At 72.3% G+C, this 18,408-nt stretch carries 20 protein-coding genes and 1 pseudogene; 11 read left to right on the top strand and 10 right to left on the bottom strand.

The genetic code is table 11. From position 1 onward, the window contains the following. Positions 1–231, bottom strand: a complete 231-nt coding sequence (locus GEV07_02285) for a DUF4287 domain-containing protein (GenBank protein ID MQA01594.1) — start codon at positions 229–231, stop codon at positions 1–3. Between the two features lie 90 nt (positions 232–321). Here GEV07_02285 and GEV07_02280 point away from each other — a divergent pair, with 90 nt between their 5' ends. Continuing rightward, positions 322–720 carry a hypothetical protein gene (locus GEV07_02280; GenBank protein ID MQA01593.1) on the top strand — a complete coding sequence of 133 codons (399 nt, stop codon included), beginning with the start codon at positions 322–324 and terminating at the stop codon, positions 718–720. Positions 721–760: 40 nt separating this feature from the next. Here GEV07_02280 and GEV07_02275 read toward each other — a convergent pair whose 3' ends face one another. After that, positions 761–1,714: an SGNH/GDSL hydrolase family protein gene (locus GEV07_02275; protein MQA01592.1), complete on the bottom strand. Its 954-nt coding sequence runs from the start codon at positions 1,712–1,714 to the stop codon at positions 761–763. Positions 1,715–1,974: 260 nt separating this feature from the next. Between GEV07_02275 and GEV07_02270 the strand changes: the two genes are divergently transcribed. Continuing rightward, the gene (locus GEV07_02270; GenBank protein MQA01591.1) at positions 1,975–3,342 is read left to right on the top strand and encodes a cystathionine beta-synthase; all 1,368 of its coding nucleotides are present in this window, start codon (positions 1,975–1,977) and stop codon (positions 3,340–3,342) included. Here the strand turns inward: GEV07_02270 and GEV07_02265 are convergent. Both GEV07_02265 and GEV07_02260 read right to left on the bottom strand, forming a co-directional pair. Then, positions 3,332–3,901 carry a hypothetical protein gene (locus GEV07_02265; GenBank protein MQA01590.1) on the bottom strand — a complete coding sequence of 190 codons (570 nt, stop codon included), beginning with the start codon at positions 3,899–3,901 and terminating at the stop codon, positions 3,332–3,334. The two genes, GEV07_02270 and GEV07_02265, sit on opposite strands and share 11 nt — an antisense overlap. 7 nt (positions 3,902–3,908) lie before the next feature. Then, complete coding sequence (locus GEV07_02260; protein ID MQA01589.1) at positions 3,909–4,547, bottom strand: hypothetical protein; 639 nt, start codon at positions 4,545–4,547, stop codon at positions 3,909–3,911. Between the two features lie 95 nt (positions 4,548–4,642). Between GEV07_02260 and GEV07_02255 the strand changes: the two genes are divergently transcribed. Next, complete coding sequence (locus GEV07_02255; protein MQA01588.1) at positions 4,643–5,788, top strand: cystathionine gamma-synthase; 1,146 nt, start codon at positions 4,643–4,645, stop codon at positions 5,786–5,788. A 9-nt stretch (positions 5,789–5,797) separates the two neighbouring features. On the opposite strand, the gene GEV07_02250 is transcribed toward GEV07_02255, so the two are convergent. Further along, entirely contained in the window at positions 5,798–6,337 is a 540-nt protein-coding gene (locus tag GEV07_02250; protein ID MQA01587.1) for a DUF2269 family protein, read from the bottom strand. Positions 6,338–6,627: 290 nt separating this feature from the next. Between GEV07_02250 and GEV07_02245 the strand changes: the two genes are divergently transcribed. After that, the gene (locus GEV07_02245; GenBank protein MQA01586.1) at positions 6,628–7,659 is read left to right on the top strand and encodes a carbohydrate kinase; all 1,032 of its coding nucleotides are present in this window, start codon (positions 6,628–6,630) and stop codon (positions 7,657–7,659) included. Next, entirely contained in the window at positions 7,652–8,611 is a 960-nt protein-coding gene (locus GEV07_02240; protein ID MQA01585.1) for an ROK family protein, read from the top strand. Before GEV07_02245 ends, GEV07_02240 begins: the two co-directional genes overlap by 8 nt. 14 nt (positions 8,612–8,625) lie before the next feature. On the opposite strand, the pseudogene GEV07_02235 reads toward GEV07_02240, so the two are convergent. Together GEV07_02235 and GEV07_02230 are read right to left on the bottom strand one after the other, a co-directional pair. Further along, positions 8,626–9,113 (bottom strand): annotated as a pseudogene (locus GEV07_02235) (hypothetical protein). 54 nt (positions 9,114–9,167) lie between these two features. Then, the gene (locus GEV07_02230) at positions 9,168–10,031 is read right to left on the bottom strand and encodes an acyl-CoA thioesterase II (protein MQA01584.1); all 864 of its coding nucleotides are present in this window, start codon (positions 10,029–10,031) and stop codon (positions 9,168–9,170) included. Positions 10,032–10,154: 123 nt separating this feature from the next. Here GEV07_02230 and GEV07_02225 point away from each other — a divergent pair, with 123 nt between their 5' ends. Together GEV07_02225 and GEV07_02220 are read left to right on the top strand one after the other, a co-directional pair. Then, a complete protein-coding gene (locus GEV07_02225; protein MQA01583.1) occupies positions 10,155–10,520 on the top strand; it encodes a VOC family protein in 366 nt (121 codons plus the stop codon). A gap of 3 nt (positions 10,521–10,523) precedes the next feature. Further along, on the top strand, positions 10,524–11,264 hold the full coding sequence (locus tag GEV07_02220) for an SDR family oxidoreductase (GenBank protein MQA01582.1): 741 nt from the start codon (positions 10,524–10,526) through the stop codon (positions 11,262–11,264). A 154-nt stretch (positions 11,265–11,418) separates the two neighbouring features. On the opposite strand, the gene GEV07_02215 is transcribed toward GEV07_02220, so the two are convergent. Then, a complete protein-coding gene (locus GEV07_02215; protein MQA01581.1) occupies positions 11,419–12,720 on the bottom strand; it encodes a DUF21 domain-containing protein in 1,302 nt (433 codons plus the stop codon). 139 nt (positions 12,721–12,859) lie between these two features. On the opposite strand from GEV07_02215, the gene GEV07_02210 reads away from it, so the two are divergent. After that, entirely contained in the window at positions 12,860–13,867 is a 1,008-nt protein-coding gene (locus tag GEV07_02210; GenBank protein MQA01580.1) for a pyridoxal-phosphate dependent enzyme, read from the top strand. Here the strand turns inward: GEV07_02210 and GEV07_02205 are convergent. Continuing rightward, on the bottom strand, positions 13,827–14,261 hold the full coding sequence (locus GEV07_02205; GenBank protein ID MQA01579.1) for a VOC family protein: 435 nt from the start codon (positions 14,259–14,261) through the stop codon (positions 13,827–13,829). The two genes, GEV07_02210 and GEV07_02205, sit on opposite strands and share 41 nt — an antisense overlap. 72 nt (positions 14,262–14,333) lie before the next feature. Between GEV07_02205 and GEV07_02200 the strand changes: the two genes are divergently transcribed. Together GEV07_02200 and GEV07_02195 are read left to right on the top strand one after the other, a co-directional pair. Beyond that, on the top strand, positions 14,334–14,558 hold the full coding sequence (locus GEV07_02200) for a hypothetical protein (GenBank protein ID MQA01578.1): 225 nt from the start codon (positions 14,334–14,336) through the stop codon (positions 14,556–14,558). Positions 14,559–14,643: 85 nt separating this feature from the next. After that, the gene (locus GEV07_02195; protein ID MQA01577.1) at positions 14,644–16,047 is read left to right on the top strand and encodes an MFS transporter; all 1,404 of its coding nucleotides are present in this window, start codon (positions 14,644–14,646) and stop codon (positions 16,045–16,047) included. Between the two features lie 137 nt (positions 16,048–16,184). Here GEV07_02195 and GEV07_02190 read toward each other — a convergent pair whose 3' ends face one another. Continuing rightward, on the bottom strand, positions 16,185–17,156 hold the full coding sequence (locus GEV07_02190) for an ArsR family transcriptional regulator (GenBank protein MQA01576.1): 972 nt from the start codon (positions 17,154–17,156) through the stop codon (positions 16,185–16,187). Positions 17,157–17,205: 49 nt separating this feature from the next. Here GEV07_02190 and GEV07_02185 point away from each other — a divergent pair. Continuing rightward, a partial coding sequence (locus GEV07_02185) for an MFS transporter (protein ID MQA01575.1) occupies positions 17,206–18,408 on the top strand: 1,203 nt, incomplete at its 3' end.

The raw sequence follows: 18,408 nt of genomic DNA, 5'->3' as shown, positions 1-18,408 counted from the left end.
TCAGGCGGTGCGGGTGCAGCGGCGGCGGCGGTGGTGCTCGTGCGCGAGGGCGGCCGCGTAACCGTGGTGCAGCCCGTGCTCGTCGCGCAGCCAGTTGGCCTGTTCTTCGAGTCGCAGGAAGGTCGGTCCTTCGTCTATCGCGTCCAACCACTCTCGGAGTTCTTTACCCGTTGTCCGTGGAATCCGCTCAAGTAGATTCTGGTGGGTCTCCGGCGAGTGGTTCAGGGACATGGCAGCCTCCCGATGCGCGGCTCTTTTGGAGAGGGTGCCTCACCAGACGGCCGGAGGCAAGACTTTGTCACATGTAGATAACCTTCCGGCGTGGTCGAGAGCGAGCGGGCCGGCGTGTCGGCGTTGGCGGCGGAGATCGACCGGGTGGCTCGCCGGTTGCGCGGCCTGAGCCAGGCCCGGTTGCGGCAGCCGCTGCCGCCGTACGGCACCGTCGCGGACGCCGGTCACCGGCTGGCGCAGCTGCTCGCCGACGCCGCCCTCGGGGTGGAGCACCGCGCCGACGCCCACCCGGCGTCCCGTCCCGTGCCGCGGCTACGCGACACCGCGGTCGCCGACCAGGTCGCGGTCACCGGCCACGACCTGCTCGCGGCCCTGGCCGACCTGCCCGCGGACACCCAGGTGTGGCACGAGGAACGCCAGCTGCCGGCAGCGGACCTGGTGGCCGCCACGCACGCCACCACCCGCGCGATCAAGCTCGCGATCGACTAGCCGGTGCTCAGCGGCGGTGGCGCAGGGCGGCGCCTGTGGCTCAGCGGCGGAGCAGGCGGCGGTGGCGCAGGGCGGCGAACCGGCCGCGGGGGCCGCGGTCCTTGCCGGCCACCTCGCCGCGCATGACCTCTGCGCCCGGGTTGCGGGCTGCCTCGAAGGCGGCGTCGCGCAGCGGGAGGACGCCGACCGGGAGGTCGCGGCCGTCGTCGAGGTCGAGGGCGGCTGCCGCGGACGGCAGCAGGGCGGCCGCCGCGGCGGCGTAGCCGATCGAGGACGGGTGGAACCGGTCCGGCCCGAACATCTCCGACGGGCGCTCGGCGAACTGCGGGCCGAGCAGGTCGCCGAGCGACACGGTACGGGCGCCGACCTCGACCGTCGCCACGGTCTGTGCCTCCGCCAGCCGCCGGCCCATCGCTGCCGCTACCGCACGTAGCGGCTGCGGGAACGGGCGGATGGTGCCGAGGTCCGGGCAGGTGCCGACGACGACCGCCGTGCCGAGCCCGCGCAGCCGCTCGACCGCCGCCCGCAGGTACGGGACGGCCTGGTTCGGGCTGCGCAGGTGCGTGACGTCGTTGACGCCGATGATGATCATCGCGATGTCCGGCCGCGGCAGCTCTTCGAACGCCACGTCGAGCTGGCCGTCGAGGTGCTCGGAACGCGCACCGACGGCCGCGGCGTTGTGCAGCCGCACCGGGCGTCGCGCGAGCGCGGACAGCCCGACGGCGAGCTGGGCGCCCGGCGTCTCCGCCGGCACCGTCGCCCCCAGGCCGGCAGCCGCGGAGTCGCCGAGCACGAGCAGGGAGAGGGCGCGCGTGTCCGCGGGGACGTCAGGCGCGGCGTAGACGCCGCCGGCCTCGGGCGGCTCGGACCGCGGCGGTCCCACCGTCCGGCGCGCGAGGAGCCCCTCGAGCGCGAGGACGCCCAACGTCGACAACCCGAGGATGCCGACGCCGCTTCCACCGTAGGCCACCGCGGTGGCCAACCTCCTTGCCATGCTCACCTCAGACTCCCCGAGCCCTCTGCTCCCTGTCGGCACGCGTTGCTTCACCTGCAAACGTAGTTCGGTAGCTGCGCACCTTGTTACGGCACGCGCAAACTGCGGCTGTTGCACCCGAAATGCTGCCGTCCGTTCACGTCGCGTACGCCCCGCAGTACACGCGTGGTGGCGGCTGCTGCTCACGGTAGTGAGCGGGCGGGCCAGCGACAGTGGGGCTGCTACCCGACCGGGGGTGGGGCGCGCCCTACCCTTCTCTGATGGACACGTACGAGAACGTGGCTGATCTGGTCGGAAACACTCCGCTGGTGCGCCTGAACACTGTGACAGCCGGCCTGCCCTGCCGGGTCTACGCCAAGGTCGAGTACTTCAACCCCGGTGGGTCGGTGAAGGACCGCATCGCGCTGCGGATGGTCGAGGAGGCCGAGCTCAGCGGCGAGCTGAAGCCCGGCGGCACCATCGTGGAGCCGACGTCGGGTAACACCGGGGTCGGCCTCGCCATCGTCGCGCAGGCGCGCGGCTACGAGTGCGTGTTCGTCTGCCCGGACAAGGTCTCCAACGACAAGATCGACGTGCTGCGCGCCTACGGCGCGGAGGTCGTCGTCTGCCCCACCGCGGTGGAGCCGGACCACCCGGACTCGTACTACAGCGTCTCCGACCGGCTGACGCGCGAGCGCTCGGGCGCCTGGAAGCCCGACCAGTACTCCAACCCGGCGAACCCGCTCTCGCACTACGAGTCCACCGGCCCAGAACTGTGGCGGCAGACCGACGGCGGCATCACCCACTTCGTCGCGGGCATCGGCACCGGCGGCACGATCAGCGGCACCGGCAAGTACCTGAAGGAGGTGTCGGTCGGCGCGGTGCAGGTGGTCGGCGCGGACCCCGAGGGCTCGGTCTACTCCGGCGGCTCGGGCCGGCCGTACCTCGTCGAGGGCGTCGGTGAGGACTTCTGGCCCACCACGTACGACCGGGAGGTCTGCGACCGCATCGTCGCGGTGACCGACAAGGACTCGTTCACCATGACCCGCAGGCTCGCCAAGGAGGAGGCGTTGCTGGTCGGCGGTTCGTGCGGCATGGCGGTGTCGGCCGCGCTGACCGTCGCACGCGACTGCCGGCCCGAGGACATCGTGGTCGTCCTGCTCCCCGACGGTGGCCGCGGCTACCTGTCGAAGGTCTTCAACGACGAGTGGATGGCGCGGTACGGCTTCGCCGAGGCCGGCGACGACACCACGGTAGGCGCCGTGCTGCGGGGCAAGGGCGGCAGGCTGCCCGAGCTGGTGCACGCCCACCCCAACGACACCGTACGGGAGGCGGTGGACATCCTCCGCGAGTACGCGGTGTCGCAGATGCCGGTGGTGAAGGCCGAACCACCGGTGATGGCGGCCGAGATCGTCGGCTCGGTGCTCGAGCGGCAGCTGCTCGAGGAGCTGTTCAACGGCCGCGCCCGGCTGGCCGACCGGGTCGAGGACCACATGGCCGCGCCGCTGCCCATCCTCGGGGCCCGGCAGCCGGTCTCGGCGGCGCTTTCCGCGCTGGAGAGCTCGGACGCCGTAGTCGTGATCGAGGACGGCAAGCCGGTGGGCGTGGTGACCCGCCAGGACGTGCTCGGGTTCCTCGCTACCGGGTGACCGTACGGCGGTACGCGCGGTGCGCCGCCGCCGCGCTGAACCAGCCGCTGGTCGGCCGCAGCCACAGCAGGACGACGGCCACCGCGTCCAGCACCGCCGTGGCGACGGTGAGCAGGAGCGCCAGCATGCCCAACACGTCGTAGAACGTCGGGGCGAGCGCGAACCGCAGGACGATCCGGCCGCCGCCGAGGTTCGCGACGGTCTTCACGGCGAGCACCACGGTCAGTGTGATGCGCGCCCAGTCCCAGCCGTGGAGCGTCATGACGGCGAACGGCAGGCAGCCGGCCGTCCAGAACACCGTCCATACGACGGCCGCGTACACGACGCCGAGCTGGAGCAGGTCGCGGAACGGTTCATCGACGCCGGTCAACAGGTGGTCCATCCGCATCGCGAGCAGGACGACGCCGGCGGCGCTGACCGCCAGGCTGCCGAACACGAGGACGATGGCGATTACCAGGCTGCGCGGTCGCCGACCCGGCGAGCCCGTCGGCGGCACGGGTGCCGGCTGCGCGGCGACGTGCGGCACCACGTAGATCGGCTGGTACCTGGGCGGCTCCACAGCCGGCCTAGCCGAAGTACTGCGGAGGAGGCGGTGGCGTGGCCACCGGCGGCCGGGCGCGCTGTGCCTTGCGGTACGCGGTCTTGTCGGCGTACCAGGCCCGTGCGGGGCCGACCCAGAGCAGGACGATCACCACCAGGCCGAGTGCCTGCCCGGGGAGGGTGAAGACCAGCTGGGCCGTCGCCAGCACACCGCGGACGTACTGGACGACGATCAGCGGCAGCTGGATGACGTCGAACCCGAGGAAGAAGGTCAGGACGATGCGCGCCCAGTTCCTGCCCTGGGCGGCCTTCACGATGAACAGGATCCACACCGCGCCCCAGACCAGCGAGATGCCGATGCCGACGGTGAGCACGATGCTCTTCAGCCGGTTGATCGTGGCCGGGTCGAACTGGGCGAGCTCCGGACGCGCGAGCATCCGGTCGATCCCCTCGGAGAGGAACAGCAGCGACGTGGCGGCGAGTGCTACCCGGGCGAACAGCATGGCGATCGCGATGCCCACCGGCAGCGGTGCCGGGCCGGGGTCGGGCACCGGCGAAGGCACGCTCGCGGCAGGGAAGTAGGGGCCGGATCCCGAGCCCGACCCGGGCCGCGGGCCGGACGGGTTGTCGCTCGGGTGCCACGGTGGCTGCGGTGGATACGTCATCCAACCCCCAACGGTGAACCGGCGAAGCCGCAGTCTGACACAGCTCTACGCTACTGCCGCCGCGGCGTTGTGGCCCTGCGCGTAGGCTCGGTGAGGTGAGCCACTACGGATTCCAGACCCGAGCCATCCACGCCGGCCAGCAGGCCGATCCGCAGACCGGGGCGGTGGTGCCGCCGATCTACCAGGTGTCTACGTACAAGCAGGACACCGTCGGTGACACCCGGGCCGGCTACGACTACAGCCGTGCCGGCAACCCGACCCGTACCGCGCTCGAGGAGTGCCTCGCGTCGCTGGAGGGCGGCGCGCGCGGCCTGGCGTTCGCGTCCGGGCTCGCCGCCGAGGACACCCTGCTGCGAACGGTCTGCAAGCCCGGCGACCATGTGGTGATCCCCGACGACGCGTACGGCGGCACGTACCGGTTGTTCGCGAACGTGCTGGAGCGCTGGGGGCTGGCGGCCACGCCGGCCAGCCTGACCGACCTCGCGGCGGTACGCGACGCGGTGCGGCCGGGCAGCACAAAGGTGATCTGGGTGGAGACCCCGACCAACCCGCTGCTCGGCATCGCGGACATCGCCGCTCTTGGCGGTGTCGCGCGCGAGGCCGGCGCGCTGCTCGTCGTGGACAACACGTTCGCGTCGCCGTACCTGCAGACGCCGCTCGGCCTCGGTGCCGACGTGGTGGTGCACTCGACGACGAAGTACCTCGGCGGGCACTCCGACGTGGTGGGCGGCGCGCTCGTCTGCGCCGACGCCGACCTGGGGGAGCGGTTGGCGTTCCACCAGAAGTCGATGGGCGCCGTGGCCGGGCCGTTCGACGCCTGGCTGGCGCTGCGCGGCGTGCGGACGCTCGGCGTGCGGATGGACAGGCACTGCGACAACGCCGAGCGCGTCGTCGACCTGCTCGCCGCGCACCCGAAGGTCGCGGACGTGCTCTACCCGGGGCTGCCCGACCACCCGGGCCACGAGGTCGCCGCGAAGCAGATGCAGCGGTTCGGCGGCATGGTGTCGTTCCGGCTCGCCGGCGGCATGGCGGAGGCGGTACGGGTGTGCGAGCGGGCCGAGGTGTTCACCCTCGCCGAGTCGCTCGGCGGGGTGGAGTCGCTGATCGAGCACCCGGGCAAGATGACGCACGCGTCCGCGGCCGGGTCCGCCCTCGAGGTGCCGGACGACCTGGTGCGGCTGTCCGTCGGCATCGAGACCGTCGACGACCTGCTCGCCGACCTGACCGCCGCGCTCGGCTGAGCCGCCGGGTCAGGCGCCCGGCTGCCAGACCATGAAGACCAGGATCACCAGCCACAGCAGCGCGATGACCCCGGAGAAGGCGGCGATCCGCGCGGGCTGCACGCCGCTGTCCGCCGTGCGCTCGACGGCGGTCTTGCCGCTTTCCGTCGTGCGCTCGACGGCCGTCTTGCCGTCCTCCGCCTCGTCGGTGGTGGCCTCGCCTGCCGCCGGCTCGACGGCGGGTGCCTCGGCGGCGGTGAGCACCTTGAGGGCGGTGGACTGGTCGCGCTGGACCATGGCGAAGAGCAACGCGAACGCGACGATGAACAGGGTCATCGAGACGGTCAGCCAGGGCTCGGCGAGCCGGTCCCTGCCCAGCGCGAGCCCGGTGATGAACACGAGCAGCGTGAGGATGCCGAAGATCCTCGTGGTCCGTAGCAGGAAGCGTACGACGGCAGGCTCACCCTGCCTGATGTAGCGCGGCGTGAACGAGGTAGCGACGGTCACCGGCCCGACACAGAAGATCGCCGCCGCGACGTGCAGCCAGAGCAACAGGTTGTCCACAAACACCCGGGTCGCCTCCAAGTGACCGCGTCGTCCACGATGAGACACACACGGTAGCGACCTCGGGCGTCTTGTTGGTGGACGCCCCGCGGGTCGGCCGCGTCTCAGCGCGGGCGGTTCCCGGTGTCGCGGCTCGCCTCGCCGCGGTCGTCGCGCCGCTGCTGCCGGGACGGATGATCTTGGTGCCGGTGTTCGAGGCGCCCTCGTTGTAGTTGTCGCGGGCGGCGGCCATCAGCTTGGCGAGCGCGTTCGCGCCCCGCTGCTCGTCCGGGGACGGCGGTTGGCGGTCCGTTGTCATGGCCGGAGTCCACGTGCCGGACGCGGCCCGCGGGGCGTGTTGCGCGGTGCGGAAGAATCCTCCTGACAGGGAGGTCCGCATGATCATCGTCGGTGGTGAGGCACTCATCGACCTGGTACCCGAGCCGCAGCCGCGGAGCTGGCAGGCGCTACCTGGCGGCGGCCCGTGCAACACGGCCGTCGCGCTCGCCCGTCTCGGCCATCCGGCCAGCTTCCTCGGCCGGCTCTCGCGGGACGCGTTCGGCGCGGAGATCCGCGGTCAGCTCGCCGACTCCGGCGTGGCCCTCGACCAGGTGGTCTGGGCGGACGAGCCGGCCACGCTCGCGGTGGTATCGATGGCCGACGACGGGTCCGCGACGTACGGCTTCTACGTCGTAGGCACCAGTGACTTCAGCTGGCGGCCGGCGGAGCAACCGGTGCTGCCGGCGGCCTGCCAGGCGGTACACGTCGGTTCGCTGGCCGCGGTGCTCGAGCCGGCGGCGACCGTGTTCCGGTACCTGGTCGACTCCGCCGGGTCCGGTGTCGTGCGGTCGTTCGACCCGAACGTGCGCCCCGCACTCGACGTGCCGCGCGAGGAGTACCGTGCGCACGTCGAGCGGTGGGTGGCGAACAGCGACGTCGTACGTACCAGCGACGAGGACCTGACCTGGCTCTACCCGGACGAGCCGCCGCTGGCCGCCGCACACCGGTGGCGGCAGGCCGGGCCCGCGGTCGTGGTGGTCAGCCGCGGCGCCGCGGGCGTCACCGGCGTCGTGGCGGACGCTGAGGTCGAGGTGCCCGCAGGCGACGTGGTCGTCGCGGACACCGTCGGCGCAGGCGACTCGTTCACCGCCGGTCTGCTCGCCGCGTTCGCCGAGCGCGGGGTGCTCGAGCGCGACGCGCTGGCCGCGCTCGGTGAGGCGGAGCTGGCCCGCTGCCTGCGGTTCGCCGCGGACGTCGCGGCGGTGACCTGCAGCCGGCCGGGCGCCGACCCGCCGTGGCGCACGGAGCTGGCGGCGACCGTCGCGGAGCTGGAGGCCGACCGTGGGTGACAACCGACCGGTACTCGCCATCGACGTCGGTGGCACGAAGCTCGCCGCGGGCGTGGTCGACAGGCGCGGCCGGCTGGTGGTCTCCGCCAGGAAGCCGACGCCGCAGGGCCGGCGCGTCACGGCGGACACCATCTGGCGCACCCTCGGCACGCTCGTCGAAGAGGTGCTCGACGAGTACGGGCGGCGGCCGAACTTCGCCGGGGTCGGCGTCGGGTGCAGCGGGCCGATGACCTGGCCGGCGGGTGAGGTGTCGCCGCTGAACATCCCGGCCTGGCGCGACTTCCCGTTGCGCAAGCTGATCGCGGAGCGGTTCCCCCGCGCCGCCGTGCGGCTGCACAACGACGCCGTGACGATGGCCGTCGGCGAGCACTGGCGCGGTGCCGGGCAAGGCGTCACCGAAATGCTGGGCATCGTCGTCTCCACCGGCGTCGGTGGCGGCATGATCCTCGGCGGCGAGCTGGTCGACGGTGCAAGTGGCAACGCCGGCCACGTCGGGCACATCGTCGTCGACCCGCAGGGGCCCGACTGCCCGTGCGGTGGCCGCGGCTGCCTGGAGGCGGTCGCCGCCGGACCCGCGCTGGTGCGGTGGGCGCAGGAACGCGACTGGCGTGCCGGGCAGCGACGGCGCCCGACGGCACGCGACCTCTCCACCGACGCCGCCCGCGGCCACGAGGTGGCCACGGCGGCGCTACGCCGCGGCGGCGAGGCGCTCGGCGTCGCCGTCGCGTCGGCGACCGCGCTCTGCGACTTCGAGGTCGTGGCCGTCGGCGGCGGGCTCGCCCAGGCCGGGCCGCTGCTCTTCGGCCCCGCGGAGGAGGCCTTCCGCAGCCATGCCGGGATGGACTTCACCCAGAAGGTGCGCATCGTGCCCGCGGCGCTCGGCCAGCAGGCCGGGCTCGTCGGCGCCGCCGGCCTGGTACTGGCCGGCAACACGTACTGGAACTCGGGCTGACACGCGTCAGCTCGTCAGCCGATCAGGAAGTCTTCGAGCACGGGTGCGAGGACGTCTGGCGGCACGGCATGCTCCTCGCCCTCGAGCACGCGGAGCTCGCCCTGCGGCACGCCGTCCGCGATGTGTCTGCTCACATCGAGCATCCAGTCGTACCCCGTGCCGCAGAGCACGAGGGTGGGGCCGACACGTCACCGAGCAGCTCGGCCGGAACCGTGCCCTCTCGGCTGGCGTCGCCCATCACCGCGGCGGCGGCTCCGGCCTCGTCGAGAAGCGCGTGTAGATGCTCGATCTCACGTTCGACCGCATAGGGCAGGGTGTCCTCGCTTTCACCGCGGCCCCGGCGGTCGTAGTTGAGGACCGTGCAGCTCTGTGCCAGCCGTTCGGCGGTCGGGCCGGTCACCGACCGGTCGCACAGCTGTCCGCCCACCACGACCAACGGCATCCCCTCGCCCAGCCGGTCGAAGGCGATACGGGTCCCATCTGCTGACGTCACGCTGTTCATCGGCCACCCCCTTCCGTCAGTAGTACTGACCCGCGTGGGTGGCGGAACTGATCGCTAGCCGTCGACCTGGCGGATGAGGCCCTCCTGGGCGACGGTGGCCACCAGGGTGCCGTCCAGGTGGAACAGCCGGCCGAGGGAGAGCCCGCGCGCGCTGCCGGCCGACGGCGAGTGCTGGTCGTACAGCAGCCACTCGTCCGCGCGGAACGGCCGGTGGAACCAGATCGCGTGGTCAAGCGACGCGGTCTGCAGGCCCTCGCTGCCGATGATCAGCTGGTGCGGGACGAGCGACGCCGCGAGCAGCGAGAGGTCACTGGCGTACGTCAGCACGCACGCGTGCAGCCGCGGGTCGTCCGGCAGCCGGCCCGCGGCCTTCATCCATACCCGGGCAAGCGCCGGCTGGTCGGGATCGTGCAGCGCGCCGCCCGGCCGGGAGTCGCCGGCGTACCGCACGTCGAGTGCCGCCCAGTCGCGTTCGTACCGCGCGGCGGAGCGACCGGTGAACTTGGCCACCACCTCGCTCAGCTGCGGCGCGGTCTCCGGCGGGTCGACGTCCGGCATCACGTCCTGGTGGTCCAGGCCGCTCTCCGGCCGCTGGAACGACGCAGTGAGGTAGAAGATCACCCGGCCGTGCTGCCTGGCCACCACCCGCCGCGAGCTGAACGAGCCGCCGTCCCTGATCCGCTCCACGTCGTACACGATCGGCACCTGGGTGTCGCCGGGGCGGAGGAAGTAGCAGTGCAGGGAGTGCACGTGCCGGTCGTCGGCCACGGTCCTGATGCCGGCGGCGAGCGCCTGCCCGGCCACCTGCCCGCCGAAGACCCGCTGCAGGTCCGTCTCCGGCTGCATGCCCCGGTACAGGCCCTCCTCGATCTCCTCCAGGTCGAGCAGACCCACGAGCTCTTCCACCGAACGCGGCATCCGCATCCTCCTATTGGGACAGTTGCGCGGGTCCAAGGTACCGGGCGGCACTGCCTGCTGCGGTCGGCTGTCGGCGGCGGGGCGTAACCTGCGGTCGACGTACACGCCGAAGGAGGTCTCCCTGTGGCCGGTATCGCCCGCTTCAGTCTGGTTGCGCTCGACACCACGGATCCCGACGGGCTCGCGCGGTTCTACGCCGACATCACCGGGTGGCAGGTCGACCCGGAGTCGAAGGCGGACTGGGTGGAGCTGCAGTCGGACGCCGGCGCCACCATCGCTTTCCAGCTGGCCCCCGACCATGTCCCGCCGCAGTGGCCGAGCGGTAAGCACCCGCAGCAGCTGCACCTCGACTTCGACGTCGACGACCTGGACGCGGGGGAGACGGCGGTGCTCGCCGTCGGCGCGCGCAAGACCGACGTCCAGCCCGGCACGACGTTCCGGGTGTACCTCGACCCGGCGGGGCACCCCTTCTGCCTCGTCCAGGCCTGACCCGTGGCCACCTCCACCCCGGACCGCGCCGCTCTCGTCACCGGCGGCTCAGGCGGTATCGGCCGGGCCGTGGCGCAGCGGCTCGCGGCGGACGGGCTGGCCGTCGCCGTGCACTACGCCGGCAACGAGGCCAGCGCCGCCGAGACGGTCGCGACGATCACCGCGGCCGGCGGCAGCGCCATCGCCGTCTGCGGCGACGTCGCCGACGAAGGTGACATGAGTGCGGCGTTCGACGCGGTCGAGTCCGCGTTCGGCGGCGTCGACGTGGTCGTGAACACGGCCGGGCTCATGATCCTCGCGCCGATCGCGACGCTGGACCTCGACGACCTCGACCGGATGCACCGCACGAACATCCGCGGCACGTTCGTCGTCGCGCAGCAGGCGGCCAGGCGGGTGCGCGCGGGCGGGGCGATCGTGAACTTCTCCACCTCGGTCACCCGCACGCAGTTCCCGACGTACGGCGGCTACGTCGCGAGCAAGGCGGCCGTGGACGGCATGACGCTCATCCTCGCCCGCGAGCTGCGGGGCAAGGACATCACCGTGAACGCGGTCGCGCCGGGGCCCACCGCTACCCGGTTGTTCCTCGACGGCAAGGATCAGCAGACCGTCGACAACCTGGCGAACGCCGTGCCGCTCGAGCGCCTCGGCCGGCCCGAGGACATCGCCGCGGCGGTGTCGTTCCTCGCCGGTCCGGCCCGGTGGGTCAACGGTCAGGTGATCTACGCCAACGGCGGCCTCGCCTGACGTCGACGAGCCGGTCGCGGGAGTACGGGTCGGCCAGTACTGGGCGCTGCTGTGCCCGGCGGGAGCAGCCGGCGAACACCTCGCCGCGGCGTGGAGACGGCTCGGCGAGCCGCTGCTGCACGGCCGGCGTGACCACGGCACCGGGGGCTCGCCGTCACCGTCCCTGCTGCCGCGCTGCCGGGGTCGCGGTGACGACGCGGAGCTTGGCGATCCGGCGGCCCTGCACTGCGCTGACGACCAGCCGCGCGTGGTCCACCTGGACGGACTCGCCCACCTGCGGGAGGTAGCCGAGCTGGGCGATGACGAAGCCGGCGACCGTCTCGTACGGCCCGTCCGGGATGCGGATGCCGGTGGTGTCGGAGAAGTCCTCGAGGTTCAGCAGGCCGTCGACCTCGATGTCGCCGCCGGCGAGCTGGGTCGCCGCGTCCTCCTCCCGGTCGTACTCGTCGCGGATGTCCCCGACGAGGACCTCGATCAGGTCCTCCAGGGTGACGATGCCGGCCGTGCCGCCGTACTCGTCGACGACCACGGCGACGTGTGCGCCCCCACGGCGCATCCGCGACAGGGTGGGGAGGACCTTCGCGCTCCACGGCAGCAACACGATCTCGCGGACCAGGTCGCCGACGGTCGTCGCCCGGGTGTTCGCATCCCGGTCGAAGAGGTCGCGTACGTGCACGAAGCCGGCGACGTCGTCGGCGGAGCCGCGGATGACGGGGTAGCGCGACCGCTGGCGGCCGCGGGCGAACGCGACCGCGTCGGGCAGCGGGTCGTCGGCGTCCAGGAAGTCGACCTCGGTGCGCGGCACCATCACCTCACGCACCTGGCGGTCGACCGCGCGGAACACTTCCGTCACGATGTGGCGTTCCTCCGTGCCGAGCGTCTCGTGCCCGGACACCACCTCGCGCAGCTCCTGCTCGGACATCTCCTCGCGCTGCGCGTTCGGGTCGCCGCCGAGCACGCGGACGACCACGTCGGTGGACTTGGACAGCAGCCAGATCACCGGGCGCAGCACCACCGCGATCCGGTCGACGAGCGGCGCGAGGGCGAGCGCGAAGCCCTCGGCGCGCTGCAGGGCGAGGCGCTTCGCGGCGAGCTCGCCGAGCACGATCGAGACGTACGAGATGGCGATGGTGACCAGCACCAGGGCGGCGGTGTTGGCGACGGCCTCGGTGAGGCCGACGCCGGTGAACAGCGGCGCGACCCTGGACGCGATGGTGGCGCCGCCGAACGCGGCGGACAGGAACCCCATCACCGTCACGCCGATCTGCACTGCGGACAGGAACCTGTTGGGGTCGGCGGCGAGCCTGGCGACCCGTGCCCCGCGGCGGCCGCGGAGTGCGAGCCGGCTGAGCTGACCGTCCCGCAGCGAGACGAGCGCGATCTCCGCCGCGGCGAACACCCCGCCGATCAGCACGAAGAGCAGGATGAGCCCGACCTCGCGGAGTACCGCGATCACGGTGCGGCCACCGCCAAGGAACTACCGTCGGCTGCCATGGCCGAATTCTAGTCGGCCCGGTAGAACGGCGAGTCGAGCACCGTTCGATCTATCAGGAGTTCCTCCACCTACCGGCGCCGACAGACTACGCTGCTCTGTCGTGCAGGAAACGCGCCTCGACATTGCTCGGATCCGGGCGGCTCGGCGGGTGATCGACCCGATCTTTCTGGACACTCCGCTGTACCGCTGCGAGGCGCTGGAGCCCGAACTCGGGTGCACGGTGAGCATCAAGCTGGAAACGGCGAACCCGGTCCGCAGCTTCAAGGCCCGCGGCACCGAGGTGATCGCGAGCCGCCTCGTCGACAGCGGCTCGCGAGCCGTGGTGTGCGCCAGCGCGGGCAACCTTGGCCAAGCCCTCGCCTGGTCCGGCCGCGGCCGGGGGCTCGACGTCGCTGTCGTGGCATCCCGCGCTGCGCCTACGGCCAAGCTGGATCGCATCCGCGCACTGGACGCCAGCTTGGAGCTGGTGGACGGCGACTTCGACCTGGCTCGCGAGCGGGCGGCGGCCGTCGCGCAGGGCCACGGCATCCGGCTGGTCGAAGACAGCCTGGACATCGAGACCTGCGAGGGCGCGGCGACCATCGGCCTGGAACTGGTGGACACCGTGCCGGCGTACGACACCGTCCTGATTGCCCTCGGCGGCGGGGCGCTGGCCACCGGTGTGGGTCATGTGGTGAAGGCCCAGGCGCCCGAAGTCGAGGTGATCTGCGTCCAGCCGCTTGGCGCACCGGCGATGACGCGCTCCTGGCACGAACGGCGCGTCGTCACCACCGACTCGACCGATACCATCGCCGACGGCGTCGCCGGCCGGCGTCCCATCCCGGCCGTCCTCGACGACCTCCTGCTGGTCGCAGACGACGCCGTCCTGGTCCAGGAGGCGTCGATCATCACCGGTATGCGGATGCTCCACGACCACGCCGGCCTCGTCGTCGAACCGTCGGCCGCGCTCGGCATCGCGGCGATCCTCGAAGACCGTGACCGCTTCGCCGACCGGCACGTGGTCACCATCGTGTGCGGCAGCAACGTGGACGTGGACGCCTATCACCGCTGGGTCGGCGCGGCCCGCACTAGTCCACGCAGAACTCGTTGCCGTCCGGATCCTGCATGACGACGCAGTACTGGCCCATCTCCTCGACCGGGCGGACGAGGGTGGCGCCGAGGCCGACGAGCCGGTCCGCCTCGGCATCGATGGCCGCCTTGCGTTGGTCCATCGGCGTGCCAGGACCACCGCCCACCTTGAGGTCGAGGTGCACCCGGTTCTTCGCGATCTTCGGTTCCGGCACCTGCTGGATGAAGATGCGCGGCCCATTGCCGTCCGGGTCGATGACGGCCGAAGCACTGTTGAACCGTTCCTCGGGCACGCCCATCTGTCGCAGCCAGGCCTCCCAGGAGTCGAAGCCGGGCGGCGGTGGCTGCACGACGTAGCCGAGCGCGGCCGCCCAGAACGCGGCGATGCGCGCCGGGTCGGGACTGTCGAAGGTGATCTGCAGGTCGGTAGCCATGGCGTCCAACGTAGCGGCCGGCACCGACAGCCGGCCGCGGCCGTACGGGTGGATGCCTCGTAGGCTGGCGGCATGAAGATCGGTCGCAAGCTCGCCGGGTTCCTGCTCGCGGTCGCGGCGTGGAACGTCGTCACGTACGTGACGTTCATCCGTAACCTCGCCGGCACCGAAGGCCGCCCGACCGGTTATTACGTTGCGCACACCGTGCTGATCGTTGTGAACTTGGCGATCGCCGTCGTGTTCGCCGTCATCGGCTGGCGGGCCTGGCGCGCGGCGAAGCGCGACGACGTGGGCTGACCGCCGGCCTAGGACCGGAGACGTAGGCGGTCTCGGTCGATCAGCGCGTTGACGTCAGGTCCGGTTGAGCTTGCACGCTTGGGACATGACGATCACGGTCGACGCGAACCAGCAGCAGGACGTACCCACGCCGGCGCAGGGGGAGGCGATGACCGGCACGCGGCCGTCGCTTCGCCTCGTCACCATCGGCATGCTCACCCTCGTGACGCTCATCGCGTTCGAGGCGATGGCCGTCGCGACGGCGATGCCCGCGGTGGCCAAGGCGATGGACGCGGTGGGCGCGTACGGCCTCGCGGTGTCGGCGTTCCTCGCGATGAGCCTGTTCGGCACGGTGATCAGCGGCTACGTCAGCGACCGGGTGGGTCCGCGGTTGCCGCTGCTGATCGGCCTGGCGAGCTTCACCGCCGGCCTGCTGGCGAGCGGGTTCGCGCCGGTTTTCGCGGTGTTCGTGTTCGGGCGGGCGCTGGCCGGGGTGAGCGCCGGGCTGATCTCCGTCGCCATCTACGTGCTGATCGGGCACGCCTACCCGGCGGACTACCGGCCGAAGATCTTCGCCTGGTTCTCCGCGGCATGGGTGCTGCCCGCGCTGATCGGTCCCGCCGTCGCCGGCTGGCTGACCGACGCGGTGAGCTGGCGGGTGATCTTCCTCGGGGTGCCGCCGATCGCGATACCGGCGGCGTTGGCGCTGCTGCCGGCACTGCGTAGCACCTCGCAGCAGGCCCGGTGGACGTCGGTGCGGCCGTGGCGCAGAATCCTGGCGGGCGCAGGCGTCGCGCTGGCGGCGACCGCCCTGCAGTGGGGCGCGGAACGCCTCGGCAGCGGTACCGGCATCGCGGCGACGGCCGTCGGTGTGGTCGCGCTCGGCGGGACCCTCGCCGTGCTGCTGCCGGCAGGCACCGCGCGGTTGCGGCGCGGCCTGCCCGCGCTGATCGCCACGCGCGGTCTGCTCACCATGAGCTTCTTCGGCGCGGACGTCTTCATCCCGCTGATGCTCGTCACCCACCGCGGGCTGTCGCCGGCGATCGCGGGGATCGCGCTGACCAGCGGCGCGCTCGGGTGGAGCCTCGGCGCGTGGGTGCAGGCCCGGGTGCATACCGACGCCGGGCACAGCAGGATGCTGCAGTTCGGCTCGTACGTGGTCGCCATCGGCTCGCTGCTGCTTGCAGTGGTGGTGCTCGGCCTGCCCAGCTGGGTGATCCTGGCGGTCTGGATCGTCGCGGGCGTCGGCATGGGCGCGGCGATGTCCAGCGGCTCGGTGCTGCTGCTGAACCTGTCCGACCCGGCCGAGCAGGGCACGAACTCCTCGCACCTGCAGCTGGCGGACTCGCTCGGCGGCGTCCTCGGGGTGGGCGTCGGCGGTGCGATCTTCGCGGCCGCGCACGCGCAGGGGCCGGTCAGCTCGACCATCTTCGCCGGGATCTGGATCGTGCTCGCGGTGGCGGGCGTCGGCGCGGGACTGTCCGCCAGGCGCACGCTGCGCGCGACCTAGCCGTGTCTCTCGATGGTGTTCGAGCCGAGCGCCGCGCAGGCCGGACGGTCATCGAGAGACACCCCTAGCCGTCGGGGCCGAAGGGGCAACCCCCCGACGACGTCGGCCTCCCGGGTCACCCGGGAGGCCGACGTTCGCTAGCTGAGCGCGGTGACGAGTGCGTCGCCGAGCGGGGTGCGGGAGTGCAGCACCCGGCGTCCCTGCCGGGAGCTGGCGACCAGGCCCGCATCGCGCAACACGGTGAGGTGCTCGCTGGCGCTGCCGACGGACAGTCCGAGCGAGCGTGCCACCCTGGACGTGGAGGCCGTACTGCTGAGCTCGAACAGCACCGCCGCACGCGTCGCGCCGAACAGCCGTTGCGCGTGCGCGGTGTCCTGCGTCGTCGGCTTCGACCACAGGTCGCCTACGCCGCGCGCCGGGTAGTACAGCGTCGGCTGCCACGGCGGGTCGATCATCGCGTTCACCCGGTCGGTGATGAACACGCTCGGTGTGAGGATCACGCCGGACTCGCGGCAGTCGACGTGTGCCGTATGCCTGGAACGCACGCGCAGGGCGTCCCCGACGAGCCGGATGTTGCGGTGCAGGTCCGCGGCCACCAGGTCGATGCCGCCCGCGGCGAGCTGGCGACCGCGGTAGAGCACGTCCGCCTCGAGGGTGGCGTGCAGCGCCGGCCAGTGCGGCTCGACCAGCGCCCGCCAGACGTCGTGCAGCAGGTCGAGCAACAGGTCTCTGCTGTGCCCCGGCCGGCGGAGCAGCCGGGCCGCGGTCGGGGTCATCGGCTGTTGCTCGAGCGCCCACCGCAGCTCCTTGCCGACCTGGCGCGGCGGCGTGGCGCGTGCCCGTTCGAGTGCGTCGGCGAACGTCGCGACCGGGCTGTCCGGCGGCGGGTCGAGGAAGTCGGGGATGTAGCCGTCCGGTGGCAGCACCTCGAACAGCGGGGCCAGGTCGAGCCGCTCGGACGCGCTGCGCGCCCACCGCAGCCAGCCTGCGTGCAGCGGGAACCTGGCCGGCGAGCGCAGCACCCGGACGGCGCCTGTGGCCTCGTGGACGGGCGCGATGGCGAACCGCACCCGGGCGAGGCCGAGCTCGCCGAGCCGTAGTTCGATCACCGTGAACCCGTCAACCTTTCGGCCAGAGCCAAAAGGTTAGCGGCTGTCGGTGGACTCTGCCAGCCTGCCGTACATGGGCTTGCGCAACTACCGTGACCTGCTCGCCACGCGGGGCGTGCCGGTGCTGTTGGCCGCGTCGCTCGCGGCCAGGCTGCCGAGCACGATGGCGATCATCGCGCTGTCGTTCTGGGCACGCGACCTGACCGGCACGTTCGCCTGGTCCGGTGTCATGGTCGGTGCGTACACCGCGATGATCGCGGTCGTCGGGCCGTGGCTGGGCCGGGCGGCGGACCGCTTCGGTGCGCGCCGGGTGCTGACACCCCTGGGCATCGCGTACGCGGCCGGGTTCGGCGTGATCGCCGTGCTGCCGGGTTCTGTGTGGTGGCTGGGGCTGGTCTTCGCCATGCTCACCGGTGCCGTGCTGCCACCGGTGTCGGCGACCGTGCGCGCCGCCTGGCCGCGGGTCGTGGACGGCGCGCGGCTGCGGTTGATCTACACGGTGGAGGCCACCGTGCAGGAGCTGATGTTCGCCCTCGGGCCGTTGCTCGCGGCGCTGCTCGTCGCGTTCGCCGGCTCCCGGGTGGCCGTCGCCGGGTGCGGAGTGGTGGCACTGGCGGGCACCACGTGGTTCGCGAGCAGGCCCGCGTTGCGTACGGACCCCGCCGCGGCCGCGGGCGACGAGCTGACGGGCCCGCGCGAGGCGGTGCTGCGTAGCCCGGGCCGGTTCGGCCTGATCACCGGGATGGCGTTGCTCGTCGGGTCATTCTCTGCACTGCAGCTGGGCATCGTCGCGTTCGCCGAGCACGCGGGGCAGCGGGCGCTCAGCGGCGTGCTGGAGATGGTGTGGAGCCTGGGCAGCTTCGTCGGCGGCATCGCCGCCGGGGTGCTGGTGGCGCAGCGGCGCGCGGTGCCGTGGCGGCGGGTCGCCCTGGTCGCCGTCGGGTTCGTCTGCTGCGTGCTCGCCGGCAACGTCTGGTGGCTGGCCGGCACTCGCCGGCGCGATGATCGCCCCGTCGATGGCCGCGATGTACGAGCGGATGGGCGAGCTCGCACCGGCAGGCGCCCGCACCGAGGCGTTCGCCTGGCTCTCCACCGCCGGCATGGGCGGCGCCGGCCTAGTACTGCAACGGCACATGGGGTGGGTGGCCGCGGGTGCGATAGTGGCTGGTTCGGGCTTGGTGTTGGCGTCGTCGACGCCAGGTTGACCATGCCCAGACGTGGTCGGGTTCGGACACGTGTCGCAGGATCAAAT

The sequence above is a fragment of the Streptosporangiales bacterium genome (assembly GCA_009379825.1).
GTDB lineage: Bacteria > Actinomycetota > Actinomycetes > Streptosporangiales > WHST01 > WHST01.
Note: the sequence above shows the minus strand (reverse complement) of the source record. Positions and strands in the feature narration are given on the sequence as shown.

Coding starts and splice junctions, on each gene's coding strand:
- GEV07_02275 (MQA01592.1), bottom strand. CDS start 1,714: ATGGCAAGGAGGTTGGCCACCGCGGTGGCCTACGGTGGAAGCGGCGTC.
- GEV07_02195 (MQA01577.1), top strand. CDS start 14,644: ATGACGATCACGGTCGACGCGAACCAGCAGCAGGACGTACCCACGCCG.
- GEV07_02230 (MQA01584.1), bottom strand. CDS start 10,031: ATGCCGCGTTCGGTGGAAGAGCTCGTGGGTCTGCTCGACCTGGAGGAG.
- GEV07_02200 (MQA01578.1), top strand. CDS start 14,334: ATGAAGATCGGTCGCAAGCTCGCCGGGTTCCTGCTCGCGGTCGCGGCG.
- GEV07_02270 (MQA01591.1), top strand. CDS start 1,975: ATGGACACGTACGAGAACGTGGCTGATCTGGTCGGAAACACTCCGCTG.
- GEV07_02205 (MQA01579.1), bottom strand. CDS start 14,261: ATGGCTACCGACCTGCAGATCACCTTCGACAGTCCCGACCCGGCGCGC.
- GEV07_02260 (MQA01589.1), bottom strand. CDS start 4,547: ATGACGTATCCACCGCAGCCACCGTGGCACCCGAGCGACAACCCGTCC.
- GEV07_02245 (MQA01586.1), top strand. CDS start 6,628: ATGGCCGGAGTCCACGTGCCGGACGCGGCCCGCGGGGCGTGTTGCGCG.
- GEV07_02285 (MQA01594.1), bottom strand. CDS start 231: ATGTCCCTGAACCACTCGCCGGAGACCCACCAGAATCTACTTGAGCGG.